Origin of the sequence: Leisingera sp. ANG1 (assembly GCF_000203975.2) — a bacterium.
Classification (GTDB): domain Bacteria; phylum Pseudomonadota; class Alphaproteobacteria; order Rhodobacterales; family Rhodobacteraceae; genus Leisingera.
Genome location: NZ_AFCF02000008.1, coordinates 546,688 through 563,038, shown reverse-complemented (window position 1 = coordinate 563,038; position 16,351 = coordinate 546,688). Strand labels below are relative to the sequence as shown.

At 64.9% G+C, this 16,351-nt stretch carries 16 protein-coding genes; 9 read left to right on the top strand and 7 right to left on the bottom strand.

The features are described from left to right. The first annotated feature begins 11 nt into the window (after window positions 1-11). Window positions 12-620 (top strand): hypothetical protein, encoded by a 609-nt coding sequence (locus GC1_RS15365; protein WP_019298135.1) that lies wholly within the window; start codon window positions 12-14, stop codon window positions 618-620. Between the two features lie 51 nt (window positions 621-671). Here the strand turns inward: GC1_RS15365 and GC1_RS15360 are convergent, their stop codons facing one another. The 3 genes from GC1_RS15360 to GC1_RS15350 all read right to left on the bottom strand — a co-directional run bounded on the left by GC1_RS15360 (window position 672) and on the right by GC1_RS15350 (window position 2,948). Then, complete coding sequence (locus GC1_RS15360; protein ID WP_029205022.1) at window positions 672-1,655, bottom strand: type I glyceraldehyde-3-phosphate dehydrogenase; 984 nt, start codon at window positions 1,653-1,655, stop codon at window positions 672-674. Between the two features lie 121 nt (window positions 1,656-1,776). Then, the gene (locus tag GC1_RS15355; protein WP_019298133.1) at window positions 1,777-2,091 is read right to left on the bottom strand and encodes a hypothetical protein; all 315 of its coding nucleotides are present in this window, start codon (window positions 2,089-2,091) and stop codon (window positions 1,777-1,779) included. 80 nt (window positions 2,092-2,171) lie between these two features. Then, window positions 2,172-2,948 (bottom strand): IclR family transcriptional regulator domain-containing protein, encoded by a 777-nt coding sequence (locus GC1_RS15350; RefSeq protein WP_036762673.1) that lies wholly within the window; start codon window positions 2,946-2,948, stop codon window positions 2,172-2,174. Between the two features lie 214 nt (window positions 2,949-3,162). On the opposite strand from GC1_RS15350, the gene GC1_RS15345 reads away from it, so the two are divergent. The 3 genes from GC1_RS15345 (at window position 3,163) to GC1_RS15335 (ending at window position 5,997) form a co-directional block, all read left to right on the top strand. Continuing rightward, window positions 3,163-4,611, top strand: coding sequence for a glutamine synthetase family protein (locus GC1_RS15345; protein ID WP_019298131.1), 1,449 nt, complete (start codon window positions 3,163-3,165; stop codon window positions 4,609-4,611). Window positions 4,612-4,785: 174 nt separating this feature from the next. After that, entirely contained in the window at window positions 4,786-5,145 is a 360-nt protein-coding gene (gene gcvH / locus GC1_RS15340) for a glycine cleavage system protein GcvH (protein ID WP_019298130.1), read from the top strand. Between the two features lie 135 nt (window positions 5,146-5,280). Continuing rightward, a complete protein-coding gene (locus GC1_RS15335) occupies window positions 5,281-5,997 on the top strand; it encodes a flavodoxin family protein (protein ID WP_019298129.1) in 717 nt (238 codons plus the stop codon). A gap of 17 nt (window positions 5,998-6,014) precedes the next feature. On the opposite strand, the gene GC1_RS15330 is transcribed toward GC1_RS15335, so the two are convergent. The 3 genes from GC1_RS15330 to truA form a co-directional block, all read right to left on the bottom strand. Continuing rightward, window positions 6,015-6,950 (bottom strand): NAD(P)-dependent oxidoreductase, encoded by a 936-nt coding sequence (locus GC1_RS15330; protein WP_019298128.1) that lies wholly within the window; start codon window positions 6,948-6,950, stop codon window positions 6,015-6,017. Between the two features lie 80 nt (window positions 6,951-7,030). Beyond that, window positions 7,031-7,765, bottom strand: a complete 735-nt coding sequence (locus GC1_RS15325) for an NYN domain-containing protein (protein WP_019298127.1) — start codon at window positions 7,763-7,765, stop codon at window positions 7,031-7,033. A 194-nt stretch (window positions 7,766-7,959) separates the two neighbouring features. Further along, the gene (gene truA, locus GC1_RS15320) at window positions 7,960-8,727 is read right to left on the bottom strand and encodes a tRNA pseudouridine(38-40) synthase TruA (RefSeq protein ID WP_019298126.1); all 768 of its coding nucleotides are present in this window, start codon (window positions 8,725-8,727) and stop codon (window positions 7,960-7,962) included. 112 nt (window positions 8,728-8,839) lie between these two features. Between truA and GC1_RS15315 the strand changes: the two genes are divergently transcribed. The 3 genes from GC1_RS15315 to GC1_RS15305 are packed head-to-tail and all read left to right on the top strand — an operon-like array spanning window position 8,840 to window position 11,693. Then, complete coding sequence (locus GC1_RS15315; protein WP_019298125.1) at window positions 8,840-10,255, top strand: YcjX family protein; 1,416 nt, start codon at window positions 8,840-8,842, stop codon at window positions 10,253-10,255. Further along, entirely contained in the window at window positions 10,252-10,707 is a 456-nt protein-coding gene (locus GC1_RS15310) for a GNAT family N-acetyltransferase (protein WP_019298124.1), read from the top strand. Before GC1_RS15315 ends, GC1_RS15310 begins: the two co-directional genes overlap by 4 nt. Further along, a complete protein-coding gene (locus tag GC1_RS15305; RefSeq protein WP_019298123.1) occupies window positions 10,704-11,693 on the top strand; it encodes a YcjF family protein in 990 nt (329 codons plus the stop codon). Before GC1_RS15310 ends, GC1_RS15305 begins: the two co-directional genes overlap by 4 nt. 6 nt (window positions 11,694-11,699) lie before the next feature. Here the strand turns inward: GC1_RS15305 and GC1_RS15300 are convergent, their stop codons facing one another. Beyond that, window positions 11,700-12,122 (bottom strand): group III truncated hemoglobin, encoded by a 423-nt coding sequence (locus GC1_RS15300; protein WP_019298122.1) that lies wholly within the window; start codon window positions 12,120-12,122, stop codon window positions 11,700-11,702. 286 nt (window positions 12,123-12,408) lie between these two features. On the opposite strand from GC1_RS15300, the gene ileS reads away from it, so the two are divergent. Together ileS and GC1_RS15290 are read left to right on the top strand one after the other, a co-directional pair. After that, complete coding sequence (ileS, locus tag GC1_RS15295; RefSeq protein ID WP_019298121.1) at window positions 12,409-15,351, top strand: isoleucine--tRNA ligase; 2,943 nt, start codon at window positions 12,409-12,411, stop codon at window positions 15,349-15,351. A 234-nt stretch (window positions 15,352-15,585) separates the two neighbouring features. Continuing rightward, window positions 15,586-16,341 (top strand): hypothetical protein, encoded by a 756-nt coding sequence (locus GC1_RS15290; protein WP_019298120.1) that lies wholly within the window; start codon window positions 15,586-15,588, stop codon window positions 16,339-16,341. Window positions 16,342-16,351: the final 10 nt, after the last annotated feature.

The following is a 16,351-nucleotide window of genomic DNA, read 5'->3' as shown; positions in this document are numbered from 1 at the left end:
AAGGGGGCGGCATGAGACGAGTTTTTCAGCTGTTTGCTGGCCTTCAAAGTTTTGCGGTGATCACGGCCGCCTATGTTATCTGCCACGGGCTGACCGCCTGGGTGGTCACACCTGTGCAGGGTCTTTTCCTGCCGGAGGTGACGGTCTTTGCCAGCCTGGTCTACCTGCCGCACGGGGTGCGGGTGCTGGCGGTCTGGCTGCTGGGCTGGCGGGCGGTTCTGCCGCTGGCCGCAGGCGCTTTCCTCTCTGAATTGATATTCACCGACGCCGGTGTGCGGCAGGTTATGGAATCAGTGCTGCTGCAATCCATCGCTGTCAGTGCGGTTTCAGCCTTTGCGGCTTTTGAAATTGCCAGGATGTTCGGGTGGAACCTGTACGCCGGCCAGCAGCGGCGGATTGCCTGGACCAGCCTGCTGGCGGTTGGCGCGCTGGCCTCCCTGATCAATTCGTCGGGGCAGTCGGTGGTCTTCTCCGGCCTGATCTTTCCCGGCGATCAGCTGCCGGTGATGGCGGTCTATGCCGCCGGCGATCTGATTGGCCTGGCCGTTTGCATGCTGGCGCTGACGCTGATCTTCCGCTGGATCCGTCTGGCAGGCAAACGGCGCTGCCCGCAGGAATAGCAAAGCCCGCCGGCGGCGGGCTTGCAGCAAGGGCGGTGCAAAGCGTCCGGTCTACCCGGCCATCAGCCGCGCCACATCCAGCATCCGTGCCGAAAAGCCCCATTCATTGTCATACCAGCCGAACACCCGCACCTGGGCGTCCCCGGCCATGCGGGTTTCCGGCCCGGCAATCACCAGCGACTCCGGCCGCGCCCTGAGGTCGGAGGACACCAGCGGCATATCGGTCCAGCCCAGCACCTTTGACGCGGCAACGCCCTCGCGCAGTGCAGCAGTGAACTCTGCCTCGTTCATCGGGGTTTTCAGATGTGCGACCAGATCAATGGCAGACACGCTGGCCGTCGGCACCCGCACTGCCGCGCCGCTCACACGGCCTTTCAGATGCGGCAGCACTTCGTCGATCAAATGCATGGCAGAGGTGGTGGTCGGCACCATCGACTGCGCGCCGCCGCGCGAGCGCGCAAAATCGCCGCGCGGCGCGTCCACCATCGGCTGCGAGTTGGTGTAGCAATGGATTGTGGTCATATGCGCGGTGTCGATCCCGGCGATCCCGTCCAGCAGCTTGACCAGCGGTGTCAGCCCGTTGGTGGTGCAGGAGGCGTTGGAGACAATCCGCGCATCACCCAGCGTCTCCTCGTTGGCGCCCAGCACCACAGTCAGTTCAGCCGCGGGGGAGGGGCCGGAGATCAGTACCTTGGCAGCGCCCGCTTTCAATCCGCGTTCCGCCACATCGGACGTCCGCGCAATACCGGTGCATTCCAGCACCAGATCGACCCCGGACAGATCCACCTTGGTTAAATCGGGCTCGTGGCTCACCGGGATGGACCGCCCCATCACCTGCAGCGCGTCATCGCAATGCTCTACCGGATGGGCAAAAGGTCCAAAGGTGCTGTCGTACTGAAACAGATAGGCGCACATGTCCAAGGGCGCGATATCATTGATCCGCACCGCTTCGATGCCGTCTCCGCGCGAGGTGGTCAGAATCTGGCGCAGGATGGCGCGGCCGATGCGGCCGAATCCGTTGATAGCAAGTTTCATGCGCAATCTATGGCAGGCGCTCCGGCACCGCTCAATCCATGGGCTCCCGGAAAATGATCACATTTCCCAAGAGGATGTTTCAGAAAAACGCTGCTAAACCGCACAAGCGTCAGGGGAGTGCCTATTTGCGGCAGATCACCTGGGCGTAATAGGTGCCGGTGATGTTGCGCACCATCGTGTCCAAGTTGACGCTGCAGCCGGTGGCGGTGCGAATGGCCCGGACCGCCTGGCGCGCGGTCAGCACCGCGGGCGGACGGAAGGCCAGATGCTCCCGGTTGGTGCGGGTGGCGCTGTAGCGGCCCGGGGCGTCTTCCACCGGGGCCACCACCCAATCGCGGCCCAGCACGGTGACCTGCTTGCCTTCCACGCCCTTGGCGCCTGCAGCCGGGGCCAGCGCGGCGCAGAGGGCCGCTGCCAATGCAGTCTGTTTCATCATCGAAATGCTCCTGCGGAAATCACTGGCCTCAGCCTAACGCAGGGCAGGGGCTTTGCAAGGTGCTGCTTCGGGTCAGGACCCTAAAGGTGATCCACCGCTTCCGCCTGGCGCAGCTCTGCCGCGCACAGCTGCAGCCCGCGCAGCAGCCGCTCGGCATCCGCCTCCGGCTGCTGGCCCCGCGGCGCAGAGCACCCAGCCACAATCGGCGTCTGGCCGGGACGTGACACCGGAACTGCATAGCCGGTGATCCCGGCCTCGAACTCGCTGTCCGTCAGGCAATACCCTTGCGCGCGGGCTTCACCCACGCGGTCCAGAATGGCAGCGGGATCGGTCAGGGAGGCCTCGGTGTGGCGCGGCAGGTCCGTTTCCGCCAGCCCCGCCGCTGCCTCTTCCTCCGGCAGCCCGGCCAGCAGCATCCGCCCCAGGCTGGTGTGGGCCAGCGGAATATGCGACCCAGCGGTGAAGCCATAGGTGACATGACCGTGCTCGACAGTGGATTGCGCCAGCAGCAGCACCCGGCCCTGATCCAGCATCGCCAGCGTCACCTCGATCTGCATCTGCCGGGCATGGCGGTTCAGAACCGGCTGCACCCGGCGGCCGAACTGGTTGGCCTGCAGGAACCCGCCCGCCAGCGCCAGCACCCGCGGCGTCAAGGACAGCATCCGACCGTCCTGGCGCAGATAGCCCGCCTGTACCAGCGTCAGCGCGCCCCTGCGGGCGGTGGCGCGGTCCTGGCCGCTGCGCCGGGCAATCTCTGCCAGGGTCATGCTGGGAGTCTCTGCGTCAAACACCGCCAGAACCGCCAGCCCTTTGGCAAAGCTCGACGAAATATTCCTGTCCTGATCTGCCGCTGTCATTACCTGGCCGTCCCGTTCTGATCCTGTAGTCACCGCTGGCTGCAGCAGTTTTGTGCGAATGCTGGCAACAATGTTCGCTTTGCGAACGCTGTCAAGGCGCAAAACCTCCGCAATATCCAGATTGCGCAACGGGTTGCGGCAAATCCCGCCGCCGGCTGGACGTGCAGGTGTTTCCGGTGCAATTTCAATTAGCTCCACACCCGAGAGGCCGCCCATGGCACAAGATTTCACATCCGGCAAACTGGCCCGCCTGGGGCTGCTGTCACCTGAGGACTGCCGCAAGGCGGCGGAAATCACCTCCCGCGCCCAGTTCGACGGAATCGAGACGGTGCGGGTGCTGTTCCCCGACCAGCACGGGCTGCTGCGCGGCAAGACGGTGATGGCGGAAGCTTTTGCTTCCGTCTTTGACCGCGGCCTCAACGTGCCTGCAACCCTGCTGCTCAAGGACACCTCGCACCGCACCGCCTTCCCGGTGTGGGAGGAGGGCGCCGATCTGGCCGGGCCGATGCAGGGGGCGGGCGACGTGCTGCTGGTGCCGCGCCCGGACACTTGGCGCGCGCTGCCCTGGTCCGGCCATTCCGCCTGGATCTTCTGCACCCCGGTCTACCCGGACGGTCGGCCCATCCCCTTTGCCCCCTGCGCGGTGCTGCAGCAGCAGGTGGAGATGCTGGCGGGGCAAGGCATGGCCGCCACCTTCGGGCTGGAGGTGGAGTTCCACCTGTTTGAGCTGGCCGACAAGGCGGACGCTCATGCCCAGGCCACCCGCCCCGGCGCCCCGGTGCAGACCCGTAACCTGACGCAGGGCTACCAGTATCTGACCGAAACCCGCTATGGCGAGGCGGAAGGCATCTTGGATCTGTTGCGCCGCAACGCCCAGAAACTGGGCCTGCCGGTGCGCTCGGTGGAAATCGAGATGGGTCCCAGCCAAGTCGAGTTCACCTTTGCCCCCGACGGCGCCATGGCGCAGGCCGACGCGATGGTGATGTTCCGCACAATGGTCAAGGAGGTCTGCGCCCGGAACGGTCTGCACGCCAGCTTCATGGCCAAGCCGCGGCTGGACAATGCCATGGCCAACGGCTGGCATGTGCATCAGTCGCTGCAGGATCTGGCCACGGGCCGCAACCTGTTCATGCCGGAAACCGCCGGGATGCTCAGCCCGCCCGCCAGCGCCTGGATGGCGGGCCTGCTGAGGTACGCGTCCGAGACCTCCTTGCTGATCGCCCCCACGGTGAACAGCTATAAACGCTACCTGCCGTTCCAGCTGGCCCCCAGCCGCATCGGCTGGGGCGAGGACAACCGCGGTGCCATGCTGCGCGCGCTGATGCAGCCCCGCGACCCCGCCAGTCGGATCGAGAACCGCGCCCCCGACAGCTCCGCCAACCCCTATTACGCGCTCGCCGCCCAGATCATCGCAGGTGCTGCCGGCATCCGGGAGGGGCTGGAGGCCCCGAAACCCACCCTGTCGCCCTACAGCGAAGACGCCGACCGCCTGCCGCGCTCGCTGGGCCAGGCGCTGGACGGGTTCGCAAACTCCACGCTTTGCCGCGAGGCGCTGGGCGCGGACACTGCTGACTACCTGCTGCAGCTCAAGACCTTTGAGTGGGAACGCTACCTTGATACCGTCAGCGAATGGGAGCAGGCGGAGTATTTCAACCTGTTCTGACTCGTGGCAGGGCAGCAAATTCTCCATCCCCGGGTGAATTGCCGTCTTGATCGCCCGGCCCCCCCGTTGATACCGTATACCCGCGTATGCGAGGGGCTCCCTTGCCATGTGCGGCGCCATTTCCGGCGGCCAGAGACATTGAAAACCCACGCCTCTTCGAAGGAACACATCCCCATGAAATACACCGAGGAACACGAGTGGCTGCTGCCCGAGGGCGACCTGATCACCGTCGGCATCACCGCCCACGCTGCCGAGCAGCTGGGCGAAGTGGTCTATGTCGAGCTGCCCGAGCCGGGCACCGAAGTCTCCAAGGATGACGAGATCGTGGTGATTGAATCGGTCAAGGCCGCCTCCGACATTCTCGCCCCGCTGGACGGCGAGATCGTCGAGGTGAACGAGGCGCTGGCCGACAACCCCGGCAAAGTGAACGAGGACGCCGAGGGCGACGCCTGGTTCTTCAAGATCAAGCCGTCGGACCTGTCGCCGATGGACGATTATATGGATGAGGCCGGGTATAAGGATTTCATCAGTTGATCCGGCTGCCCTGACGCGCCACGTGCGCGCAGGGCAAAATGCACAGATGGTCACAATTGCGCCAGACCGCTGTCCAGCGGCTGGCGCCGCTCTACACTCCGGGCGGAACCCGCAGCCCGGACAGGAGCAGCAGAAATGACCGGTTTCTCAGGCCTCAAGGCCCTTTTCATCAATACCTCCCTCAAGAAAGACGGCAGCAAAAGCCACACCCGCCTGCTGATGGACGCCTCTGCCGCCATCATGGAAAAGAACGGCGTGGAGGTGGAGCATCTGCACATGCTCGACCACACGGTGCCGCCCGGCGTCTACCCGGACATGACAGGCCACGGCTGGCCGCAGGACGACTGGCCCGATCTGTGGCAAAAGGTGCTGGCAGCGCAGATCCTTGTGATCGGCACGCCGCTTTGGCTGGGTGAGGAAAGCTCTGTCTGCCGCGTCCTGATCGAACGCCTCTACGGTATGAGCGGCGAGCTGAACGATAAGGGGCAGTCGATCTTCTACGGCAAGACCGGCGGGACCATCATCACCGGCAATGAAGACGGCATCAAGCACACCGCAATGACAATCTGCTACGCGCTCAGCCATCTTGGCTTCACCATCCCGCCGCAGGCCGATTGCGGCTGGATCGGCGAGGCCGGGCCGGGGCCGTCTTATGGCGACGAGGTAGAGGGCAAGCCCGCGGGTTCCGAAAATGAATTCACCCAGCGCAACACCACGATCATGACCTGGAACCTGATGCATCTGGCGGCAATGCTGCGCGACGCGGGCGGTTACCCGAACGAAGGCAACGACCGTAACGCCTGGTCCGCGGGCTGCCGGTTCGACTACGAGAACCCGGATTACCGATCCTGACCCTAGCCTGCCAGGGCTCAATACCCCCGTTCGCGGTCCACTTCGTGCAGCAGGTCTTCGCCCGCCTCCAGCCGCCGCAGGTTTTCCACCACGTCCTTCAGCGCGTCACCCAGATGCCAGCCGGACACATGCGGCGTAAGGGTGACCTGCGGATGCGACCACAGCGGGTTGTCCGCGGGCAGCGGCTCTTTGCTCACCACATCCAGCACCGCATGGCCGGGCGTGCCATTGTCCAGAGCCGCCAGCAGCGCCGGTTCATCCACCAGATCGCCGCGGCCCGCGTTGATCAGCACCGCGCCCGGCTTCATCGCCGCCAGTGTGTCCGCATTCATCAGCTGCCGGGTGGCGGGGGTGGAGGGCAGGATCGAACAGACATAGTCGCATTCGCCCAGCATCTGCACCAGCGCCGTATCGCCGTGGCAGCAGTCCACACCCTCGATCTCCTTGGGCGAGCGGCTCCAGCCCAGCACCCGGAACCGCAAGTCGCGCATTAGCTGCGCCGTCAGGCCGCCGATATGGCCCAGGCCCAGAATACCCACCGTGGTTTCCTGCGGGCGCCCCGGCGCCCGCGGCTCCCAGGCGCTGCGGGATTGCGAGGCCGCATGGGCCAGCATGTTGCGCTGATCGCGCAGCACATAGGCCAGGCAGAATTCCGCAATCTCATGCGCCGGCTCCAGCGGTCTCAGCCGGGCGACGCGCACATGCGCTGCCAGGCTGGGGTGCGCCACGATGGTGTCCACCCCGGCGCCCAGTTTCTGCACCAGCTTCAGGTTCGGCAATTGCGCAGGCAGATCTCCCTTCAGCGCGGAGACTGCCAGCACCGTGACCTCATCCAGATTGCCGGGGGCTGATATCGGCCGGATATCGGCGCCGGGCGCCATCGCCCGCAGTTCCTCCGCCAGCTGTTCCTCGGTGTACCAGCCGTCGTGGCCGATGCTGATCAGCATTGCCATGCGCGTTCCTCCCGTCGCCGCGTCCCTTTGACGGGACTAAGCCACGGTTTGCGCGCAAACGAAAGACGGTAATCGCAACCTCAGTCCAACCGCCGCACCAGGATCTGGTTGCCTTCGCCGCGCTTGGTCTCAAACAGCTTCAGCGTTGCAATCAGCTCGCTCAGCTTGCGCTTGCCATAGCTGCGGGTGTCAAAATCCGGAAACGCCGCGGTGATATACTGGCCGATCTGGCCCAGGGTGAACCACTCGTCCTCCTGGCCGATCGCATCCATTGCCCGCACCACCAGCTTGGTCGGGTCCGCCAACTCCGCCGGCGCATTGCCGTTGCCCTCTTCCTTCTTGGGCTTCGGCTTGGTCTTTGCCGGCTCCTCCAGCAGGTTCTCCACATAGATGAACCGTTTGCAGGCTTGCACAAAGGCCGCGGGCGTCTTGCGCATCCCCATGCCGAAAACATCCACCCCCTGTTCGCGGATGCGGCTGGCCAGCCGGGTGAAATCGCTGTCCGAGGAGATCAGCACAAAGCCGTCAAAGCGGCCGGAATGCAGGATGTCCATCGCGTCGATCACCAGCGCAATGTCAGAGGCGTTCTTGCCGGTGGTATTGGCAAACTGCTGATGCGGCACGATCGCCAGTGCCGCCAGCTTCTCCTTGTTCCAGCCCTGCGGGCCGCCGCCGGCAAAATCGCCATAGATGCGCCGGATGCTGGCTTCGCCAAAGGAGGCGATCTCCTCGAACATCGCCTCGGCGTATTTGGCAGAGATATTGTCGGCGTCGATCAGGACGGCCAGAAGGGGCGGTTTGGCTGTAGCGGGCATTCGGGGTCTCTGCTTCGTGTATTTGGGCAGCCCCGCCGCGCGCAGTGCCGCCGCAGGAACGCTGCCGGTTGGTCAGGTCCTGCGTCAGTGTGAGGGAGGGGTGTGGCGATAGAATGGCAGGGGTGTGGCAGCGGCCCGGTGCACAGGGGGTGCACAGGGGGTGTACGGATGGCACCCCCCCCGGATTTCAAGCTTCAGCCGAAGGGATCGTCCGGGTATCCCACCCGCGCCAGATACAGCCCGTGCCCGGGGCAGACCGGCCCGCAGGCAGCGCGGTCGCAAGCGTCCAGCGCGGCCTTCACGTCCGCCGGTTCCCAGGCTCCGGCACCGACCCGCTCCAGCGTGCCGACAAAGCTCCTGACCTGGTTGTGCAAGAAGCTGCGGGCGCGGACGTGGAAGTGAATCTCCGGCCCGGAGAACCCCTGCACCCGCTCCACCCGCAGCTCATTCAGCGTCTTGACCGGGCTTGCCGCCTGGCAGATCGAGGAGCGGAAGGTGGTGAAATCATGATTTCCGATCAGATGGTTGGCGGCTTCCTGCATGGCCTCCGCATCGAGATCGTGATTGATCTGCCAGACCTGGCCCGCGTCATGGGTGGCAGGTGCGCGGCGGATCAGGATGCGGAACAGATACTGCCGCTCCACAGCTGAGAACCGCGCGTGCCAGTCGTCGTCCACCCGGGTGCAATCGACGATGGCGACCGGATCGGGCTTCAGGTGGTAGTTCAGCGCCTCAGACAGGCGGAACGGGTCCCATTCCTTGGCCATATCGCAATGCGCCACCTGTCCCAGCGCATGCACGCCGGTATCGGTGCGCCCGGCGGCGGCAATGGTGTGCTCCCCCGGCTCCAGCCGTGCCAGCGCAGCCTCGATCGCGCCCTGCACAGACGGCAGTTCCTTCTGCCTTTGCCAGCCGGCAAAAGGCTTCCCGTGGTATTCGACTTTCAAAGCAAAACGCGGCATGGCCGGGCAAGTAGCAACAGGGCCGAGCCGGGGCAAGCCCCGCGTGCGCTCTGGTATCCCGGCGGGATGCTGCCTATCTTGTGCTCAGCAAGAACAGAGCAGGATCAGGGCCTTGGTGATAACCTCCCTTGCAGACGGGGTGATGAACGGGGTGGAGAGCGTCACAAGCGGCTTCTCCGCAGCGTTGTTCGACCGGCCCATCCGGCTCGGCGTCACCGGTCTGGCGCGCTCCGGCAAGACGGTATTCATCACCTCGCTGGTCGCCAACCTCATGGACCGGGGCCGGATGCTGCAGCTTGGCGCCGCGCGCGAGGGCCGGATCGAGGCCGCCTTCCTGCAGCCCCAGCCTGACGACACCGTGCCGCGGTTCGACTATGAAAACCACCTCGCGGCGCTGACCGGGCCGTCACCCCATTGGCCGGATAGCACAAGGGCGGTCTCCGAGCTGCGTCTCAGTCTCAAGGTGCGGCCCGCGGGCCTCTTGGCAGGCCTGCAGGGGCCGCGCACGCTGCATCTGGACATTGTCGACTACCCCGGCGAGTGGCTGCTGGATCTGGCCTTGCTGGACAAAACCTACGCTGAGTGGTCTGCCGATGTGCTGTCCCGCATTGCCAGCCGCCCGCAGGCGACCCGCTTCTTGGCCGAAGAATCCAAGGCTGTCCCCGCTGGGACACATGAGGAGCCGCAAGCTCAGGCGCTCGCCGCCGCCTTCACGGAATACCTGACAACCGCCCGCACCGCCGGGTTCTATGACTGCACCCCCGGCCGCTTTTTGCTGCCCGGCGATCTGGAAGGCTCGCCGGTGCTGACCTTCGCCCCGCTTCCGGCTGAGGCCAGCCCGCCGCGCGGCAGCTTGTGGCGGGAAATGGAGCGGCGCTACGAGGCCTATAAATCCAAGGTCGTCAAACCCTTCTTCCGCGATCACTTCGCCCGTATCGACCGGCAGGTGGTGCTGGTCGATGCGCTCTCGGCGATCCACTCCGGCCCGCAGGCGGTGGAGGATCTTCGCCATGCAATGACGGATATCCTCAGCGCCTTCAAACCGGGCCGCAACCATTTTCTGACCCGGCTTCTGGGTGGCAAACGGGTGGAGAAGATCCTGTTTGCCGCCACCAAGGCCGACCATTTGCACCACGCCCAGCATCCACAGATGACCGCCATCATCGAGGCCCTGACCCGCGAGGCGCAGGACCGTGCGCGTTTTGCCGGCGCTGAGACCGCGGCGCTGGCGCTGGCCTCCCTGCGCACCACAACGGAGGAGATGCGATCCCACAACGGCAGCGAACTGCCCTGCGTGCGCGGCACCCTGCTGGACAGCGGCAAGCAGGCGGCCTTTTACCCTGGGGCTTTGCCGCAAGACCCGGCCCAGCTGCTCACCCCAGCGCGGCAAGGCGCTGAACGCTGGCTGGAAGGCGACTACCAGTCGATGGCATTTGCACCCGCGCCGCTCACCCTGAAACACGGCAGCGGCCCGCCCCATATCCGCCTCGACCGCGCCGCAGACTTCCTGATTGGAGATGCCCTGTGACCCTCTGCCTGCGCCCAGCCACACCTCTCGATGCGGGGGCGACCGGTGATATTCTCTACCGCTTCCAGCAAGATACCGCCTGGATGCCCAAGCTCTATTCATCGGCCCAAACGATCATGTTCTGCGGCATGATGATTGACCGGGGCTGGGTGACCGTGGCGGAGCGGGACGGGGCAGTTCTGGGTTTCCTCGCCCGCAAGGAGCAGGAGGTCTGCTCTCTCTACCTCGCTCCCGGTGCCTGCGGCCAAGGCGCGGGTAAGATGCTGCTGGATGCGGCCAAGGCGGAAGCGCCGCGGCTGGTGCTGAACACCTTTGCCGCCAATACAAGGGCGCAGCGGTTCTATCTGCGGGAGGGGTTTGCCGAGGTTGCCCGCGGCGATGGCTCTGGCAATGAAGAGGGCCTGCCTGACTTCACTTATGAGTGGCGCGCAGTACAGGAGGCCGCGGCATGAGTAACAAGCCGGTCCTGTTTGATCTGGAGGAGGAGGCTGACGCCCCCTCTGTCGCAGAGGCGCCGCCGGTGGCCGATCCCGTACCGATGGCAGCGCGGCCAAACGCGATGGAACAGGCCGCCCGCATTGCGGCGCGCCGCCCCTCGCGGCTGGCCCGCTGGTTCTGGGCGCTGCTGGTTGCCGTCATTGGCGCCATGGCCTCGGTCGCGGCCTGGGATTTTGCCGCCGGCCTGATTGCACGGGTGCCGGTGCTGGGCTGGGCCGTCACAGCCGGGCTGGGGGTGCTCCTGCTGCTGGCGCTGGCGATGGTCTTGCGCGAACTGGCCGCACTCTCCCGGCTGCGCCGCGTCGATGCGCTGCGCCATCAGGCAGCAGAGGTTGCGGATCTGACCGCCGCCCGCGTCTTCACCACCCGGCTGGAAGCTTTCTACAACGGGCGCGAGGACCTGAGCTGGCATCAGGCACGGCTGGCAGAGCGGCAGGTGGAGGTGATGGATGGCGACGCGCTCCTCCTGCTGGCGGAGGAAGAGCTGCTGGTGCCGCTGGACTCCATTGCCCTGCGCGAAGTGGAGGCCGCAGCCCGGCAGGTTGCGACGGTGACGGCGCTGGTGCCGATGGCGCTGGCGGATATCCTGACGGCGCTGGTCTCCTCGCTGCGGATGATCCGTCGGGTGGCGGGGATCTATGGCGGCCGCCCCGGGTTCTTCAGCTCCTGGCGGCTGACTCGCGCGGTGCTGGCGCATCTGGCTGCCACCGGCGCGGTGGCCGCTGGCGATGACCTGCTGGAGCCGGTGCTGGGCGGGTCAGTGCTGTCCAAGCTTTCCCGCCGCTTCGGCGAGGGGCTGGTCAACGGCGCCTTGTCGGCCCGTGTCGGCATTGCCGCGATGGAGGTCTGCCGCCCGATGCCGTTCTCTGCGCAGCATAAACCCAGCACCCGCAAAGTGGTGCAGCGGGCGCTGACGGGATTGTTTTCAAAAGAAAAATAGGCGCTGTCAGAACAGTTTAGGCGGCTGGTTCTTGGGTTGGCGCATGGCCACCACGCCAGTGCGGAAGCCCTCGCCGATGCGGTCGGCCAAGGCGCCCCATTGAAGCGCGGTACGCTCTGGCAGCTCCGCCCGCAGCACTTGGTGGAACAGCCCAAGCCAAAGCGGGAAATGCTCTGCCTTCACGTCGGGACGTGAGACATGCACCCGCATCGGATTGCCGCTGTAACTGCGCTCGCGCAGGATCGCATTGCGCCAGAAGCCCGCAATCTTCTCTTCATGTTCCGGCCAGTCGGTGACATGGGCGGCAAACACCGGCCCCAGCACGTCGTCCGCACGAACCTGCATGTAGAACACCGCCACCACGCGGGAAATCTCCTCTGCGGTGATCTCGAATCGTGCCAGCGGGTTCTGTGTTTCGGTGTCGGTCATTGTCTGCTCCGGCCTGCCATCATCCGCTAGATAGGGTGAAGGCGGCGGAAGCGGAAGAGGGAAGGCGTATCTGCCGCTGCCCTCATCAAAATGCGGCACATCTGCCGCTTTACCCTCCCGCGCGCCCGTCCTATAAGGCGCTTCATGTCCCTATTCGCGGCCATCATTATTCGAATTATATCCCCGGCGCTCTGAAACCCTTGAGCCGCCGGGCAAAGGCGCTTGAGCCATCGCGCCGAACCGAATATCCCAATTTCCGACCTTGATCATCCAAAGGACGCCCCCGATGTGCGCCGACACGCCCCAGACGCCTGACTACAAAGACACCCTGAACCTGCCGAAAACCGATTTCCCGATGCGCGCAGGCCTGCCCAAGCGCGAGCCCGCCTGGCTGGAACGCTGGGCCCAGATCGGCGTCTACGACAAACTCCGCGACAAGGCCGTCGCGGCCAAGGGCGGCGACGCGGAACGCAAGCCCTTTACCCTGCATGACGGCCCGCCCTACGCCAACGGCCACCTGCACATCGGCCACGCGCTGAACAAGACTATCAAGGACATGATCGTCCGCTCCCATCAGATGATGGGCTTTGACAGCCGTTACGTGCCGGGCTGGGACTGCCACGGCCTGCCGATCGAATGGAAGATCGAGGAGCAGTACCGCAAGAAGGGCAAGAACAAGGATGCGGTGCCGGTTGTCGAGTTCCGCCAGGAATGCCGCGCCTTTGCCGACAGCTGGGTCGAGATCCAGCGCGAGGAGTTCAAGCGTCTGGGCATCACCGGCAATTGGGATGATCCGTACCTCACCATGAACTACCATGCCGAGGCGGTTATCGCTGACGAGTTCATGAAGTTCCTGATGAATGGCACGCTCTATCAGGGCTCCAAGCCGGTGATGTGGTCGCCGGTCGAAAAGACCGCCCTGGCTGAGGCCGAGGTGGAGTATCACGACAAGGAAAGCTTCACCATCTGGGTGAAGTTCAAGGTTGCCGAACCTGCAGATCACAAGCTGGCCGGCGCCCAGGTGGTGATCTGGACCACCACCCCCTGGACCATCCCGTCGAACAAGGCCGTGGTTTTCGGCAAAGACATTGCCTACGGCCTCTATGAGGTCACCGGCACCCCGGATGAATGCTGGGCCGCCGTGGGTGACAAGTATATCCTGGCCGACAATCTGGCGGCTGAGGTGTTCAAGCGCGCGCGCCTGAGCGAGGACCAGTACACCCGGGTCGCCGATGTTCCTGCCTCCGATCTCGAAGGCGTCGGCCTGACCCACCCGCTGCACGGTGCCGAAGGCTCGATCGGCGAATGGGACGGTATCCGCGACTTCCGCGCGGCGCCTTTCGTGACTGACACCGAAGGCACCGGCTTTGTCCACTGCGCCCCCAGCCACGGCATGGAGGAATTCGAACTCTACCGTGATCTGAACATGCTGGAGCAGATGATCACCTACAACGTGATGGACGACGGCGGCTTCCGGGCCGACCTGCCGTTCTTCGGCGGCACCTATATCCTGAACCGCAAGGGCGGCGAGGGCGATGCCAACAAGACCATCATCGACAAGCTGGTTGAGGTTGGCGGCCTGCTGGCACGCGGCAAGATCAAGCACAGCTACCCGCATTCCTGGCGCTCCAAGGCGCCGATCATCTACCGCAACACGCCGCAGTGGTTCGCCTCCGTCGACCGCAAGCTGGACGACGGCATGGATGAGATGGGCAGCAGCATCCGCGAACGTGCCCTGCGCTCGATCGACGAACTGGTGAAATGGTGGCCGCAGACCGGCCGCAACCGCCTGCATTCGATGATCGAAAGCCGCCCTGACTGGGTTCTGTCGCGCCAGCGCGCCTGGGGCGTGCCGCTGACGTGCTTTACGAAGAAGGGTGCGCTGCCGACCGATGCGGACTTCCTCTTACGCAACGAAGACGTGAACAAGCGCATCGTCGCAGAGTTTGAAGAGCACGGCGCCGACGTCTGGTACCAGGATGGTTTCAAAGCGCGGGTGCTGGGTAACTCCGTGGACCCGGATGACTACGATCAGGTATTCGACGTGCTGGACGTGTGGTTCGACAGCGGCTCGACCCATGCCTTTGTGCTGCGCGACCGCGAAGACGGCACCGAGGACGGCATCGCCGACGTCTACATGGAAGGCACCGACCAGCACCGCGGCTGGTTCCACTCCTCGCTGCTGCAGGCCTGCGGCACCAAGGGCCGCGCGCCTTACCGCAATGTGGTGACCCATGGCTTCACGCTGGACGAGAAGGGCATGAAAATGTCCAAGTCGCTCGGCAACACCATTGTGCCGGAAGAGGTCGTCAAACAGTACGGCGCCGACATCCTGCGCCTGTGGGTGGCCCAGACCGACTACACCGCCGACCAGCGGATCGGCCCGGAAATCCTGAAAGGCACCGCCGACAGCTACCGCCGCCTGCGCAACACCATGCGCTTCATGCTGGGTTCCTTGGGTGACTTCAGCGAGGATCAGCGGGTTGAGCCTGCGGATATGCCCGAACTGGAGCAGTGGGTGCTGCACCGTCTGGCCGAACTGGATCACAAGGTCCGCACCGGCTACCAGTCGTTTGACTTCCAGGGCGTGTTCTCGGCGGTCTTCAACTTTGCCACCGTCGACCTGTCGGCCTTCTACTTCGATATCCGCAAGGATGCGCTTTATTGCGACGGCGACACCCTGAACGCCCGTGCCGCGCGCACCGTGCTGGACATCCTGTTCCACCGCCTGACCACCTGGCTGGCGCCGATCCTGGTCTTCACCATGGAAGAGGTCTGGCTGGAGAAATACCCGGGTGAGGGCAGCTCCGTGCACCTGCAGGACATCCCGGTGACGCCTGCCGACTGGCTGAATGAGCCGCTGGCCGCCAAGTGGTCCAAGATCCGACAGGCCCGCCGGGTGGTGACCGCGGCGCTGGAGGTGCAGCGCACCGACAAGGTGATCGGCGCCTCGCTGGAGGCCGCTCCGGTGGTGCATGTGCGCGACGGTGAGGCGCTGGCGGCGCTGAAATCGGTGAATTTCGCTGATATCTGCATCACCTCGGACATCGCGCTGACCAATGACCCGGCCCCCGCCGAAGCCTTCCGGATGCCGGAAGTGGACGGCGTGTCGGTGGTGTTTGAAAAGGCCGACGGCGGCAAGTGCCAGCGCTGCTGGAAGATCCTGCCGGATGTCGGCAGCCACGGGCATGAGGGCGTCTGCGGCCGCTGCGACAGCGCGCTGGGGTAAGCCGCTCCTCACCTCTGAATTGCACGCAACGCCCGGCCACGCGCCGGGCGTTGTCCTTTTTGCGATGATGTTATGGCATTTTTCACACTTTTTCCGGGAAATGCCTTGTGTCCTGCAGGATCGGATTCCTCTAGATGTTGACCGGTTTTCTACAATTGGTTAAGAATTCGTTAATTCCATGTAGATTTAAAACGTCATTTCAATAAGTGGCATGGGGCAGGGGGACAGTTTTCTATGCTGAAGCTGAAAGCGGACGCGCAACCGGCGGCTGAGCCGGGTGAGGCGCGCGGCAAGGCAGTGCGGATTGACGGGGTGTCAGCTCCGAAGAATATCAAGATCGGGCTTGTGGCGGCACACCCTGAGCCCGCCAAGGCAAAGCCCGCTTCCAGCGCCGCCGCCAGCGCGGTCCAGGCCGCCAAGTCAGGCCAGCCGGCCAAAAGCTCAGTACCTGCGAAGCCGGAGCCGAAAGCCGCTCCCGAACCGAAGCAGTTCGCGCCTGTGGCGGCTGAAGGCCCCTCGGCGCTGCCCAAGCTGGGTCTGGCGGCGGCCGGCCTTGCGGTGGCGGCTGCGATGCTGCTCTATTTTCAGTTCGGCGGCAGCGATGCTGCAGAGGCTGTTCAGGCCGTGGCAGTGCCGGTGGAGCAGAACGTGGAAGCGGTCCCGGCTGGTGCCGCAGCAGCGGCAGGGCTTGAGGGCACTGCCGCCAGCGGCGAGGACGCGCTGGTCGCCCGGATCACCGAAGGCACGCTGGCAGCGCTGCGCAGTAAGCAGGCTCAGCCCGCCGCTTCAGTCCAGGCTGCGCCTGCAGAGGGCTCGGCGCTCTACAAGATGGTGCTGACCGCTGCCGCGCAGGGCCAGTCCGCGGCCTATATCGACCAGCTGGTGAACGGCGCCTATGAGCGTCAGGAAATCTCCGTCCCGGCCAGCCTGATCGGCGCCGATGGGCGGGTGGATACCGCAACGCTGCTGGCGCTGTTCGTCGGAAACTAAGACCCGTCAG

Coding starts and splice junctions, on each gene's coding strand:
- GC1_RS15305 (WP_019298123.1), top strand. CDS start 10,704: ATGAGTAACAAGCCGGTCCTGTTTGATCTGGAGGAGGAGGCTGACGCC.
- GC1_RS15350 (WP_036762673.1), bottom strand. CDS start 2,948: ATGACAGCGGCAGATCAGGACAGGAATATTTCGTCGAGCTTTGCCAAA.
- GC1_RS15335 (WP_019298129.1), top strand. CDS start 5,281: ATGACCGGTTTCTCAGGCCTCAAGGCCCTTTTCATCAATACCTCCCTC.
- GC1_RS15300 (WP_019298122.1), bottom strand. CDS start 12,122: ATGACCGACACCGAAACACAGAACCCGCTGGCACGATTCGAGATCACC.
- GC1_RS15365 (WP_019298135.1), top strand. CDS start 12: ATGAGACGAGTTTTTCAGCTGTTTGCTGGCCTTCAAAGTTTTGCGGTG.
- GC1_RS15330 (WP_019298128.1), bottom strand. CDS start 6,950: ATGGCAATGCTGATCAGCATCGGCCACGACGGCTGGTACACCGAGGAA.
- GC1_RS15355 (WP_019298133.1), bottom strand. CDS start 2,091: ATGATGAAACAGACTGCATTGGCAGCGGCCCTCTGCGCCGCGCTGGCC.
- truA (WP_019298126.1), bottom strand. CDS start 8,727: ATGCCGCGTTTTGCTTTGAAAGTCGAATACCACGGGAAGCCTTTTGCC.
- ileS (WP_019298121.1), top strand. CDS start 12,409: ATGTGCGCCGACACGCCCCAGACGCCTGACTACAAAGACACCCTGAAC.
- gcvH (WP_019298130.1), top strand. CDS start 4,786: ATGAAATACACCGAGGAACACGAGTGGCTGCTGCCCGAGGGCGACCTG.
- GC1_RS15345 (WP_019298131.1), top strand. CDS start 3,163: ATGGCACAAGATTTCACATCCGGCAAACTGGCCCGCCTGGGGCTGCTG.
- GC1_RS15290 (WP_019298120.1), top strand. CDS start 15,586: ATGCTGAAGCTGAAAGCGGACGCGCAACCGGCGGCTGAGCCGGGTGAG.
- GC1_RS15360 (WP_029205022.1), bottom strand. CDS start 1,655: ATGAAACTTGCTATCAACGGATTCGGCCGCATCGGCCGCGCCATCCTG.
- GC1_RS15325 (WP_019298127.1), bottom strand. CDS start 7,765: ATGCCCGCTACAGCCAAACCGCCCCTTCTGGCCGTCCTGATCGACGCC.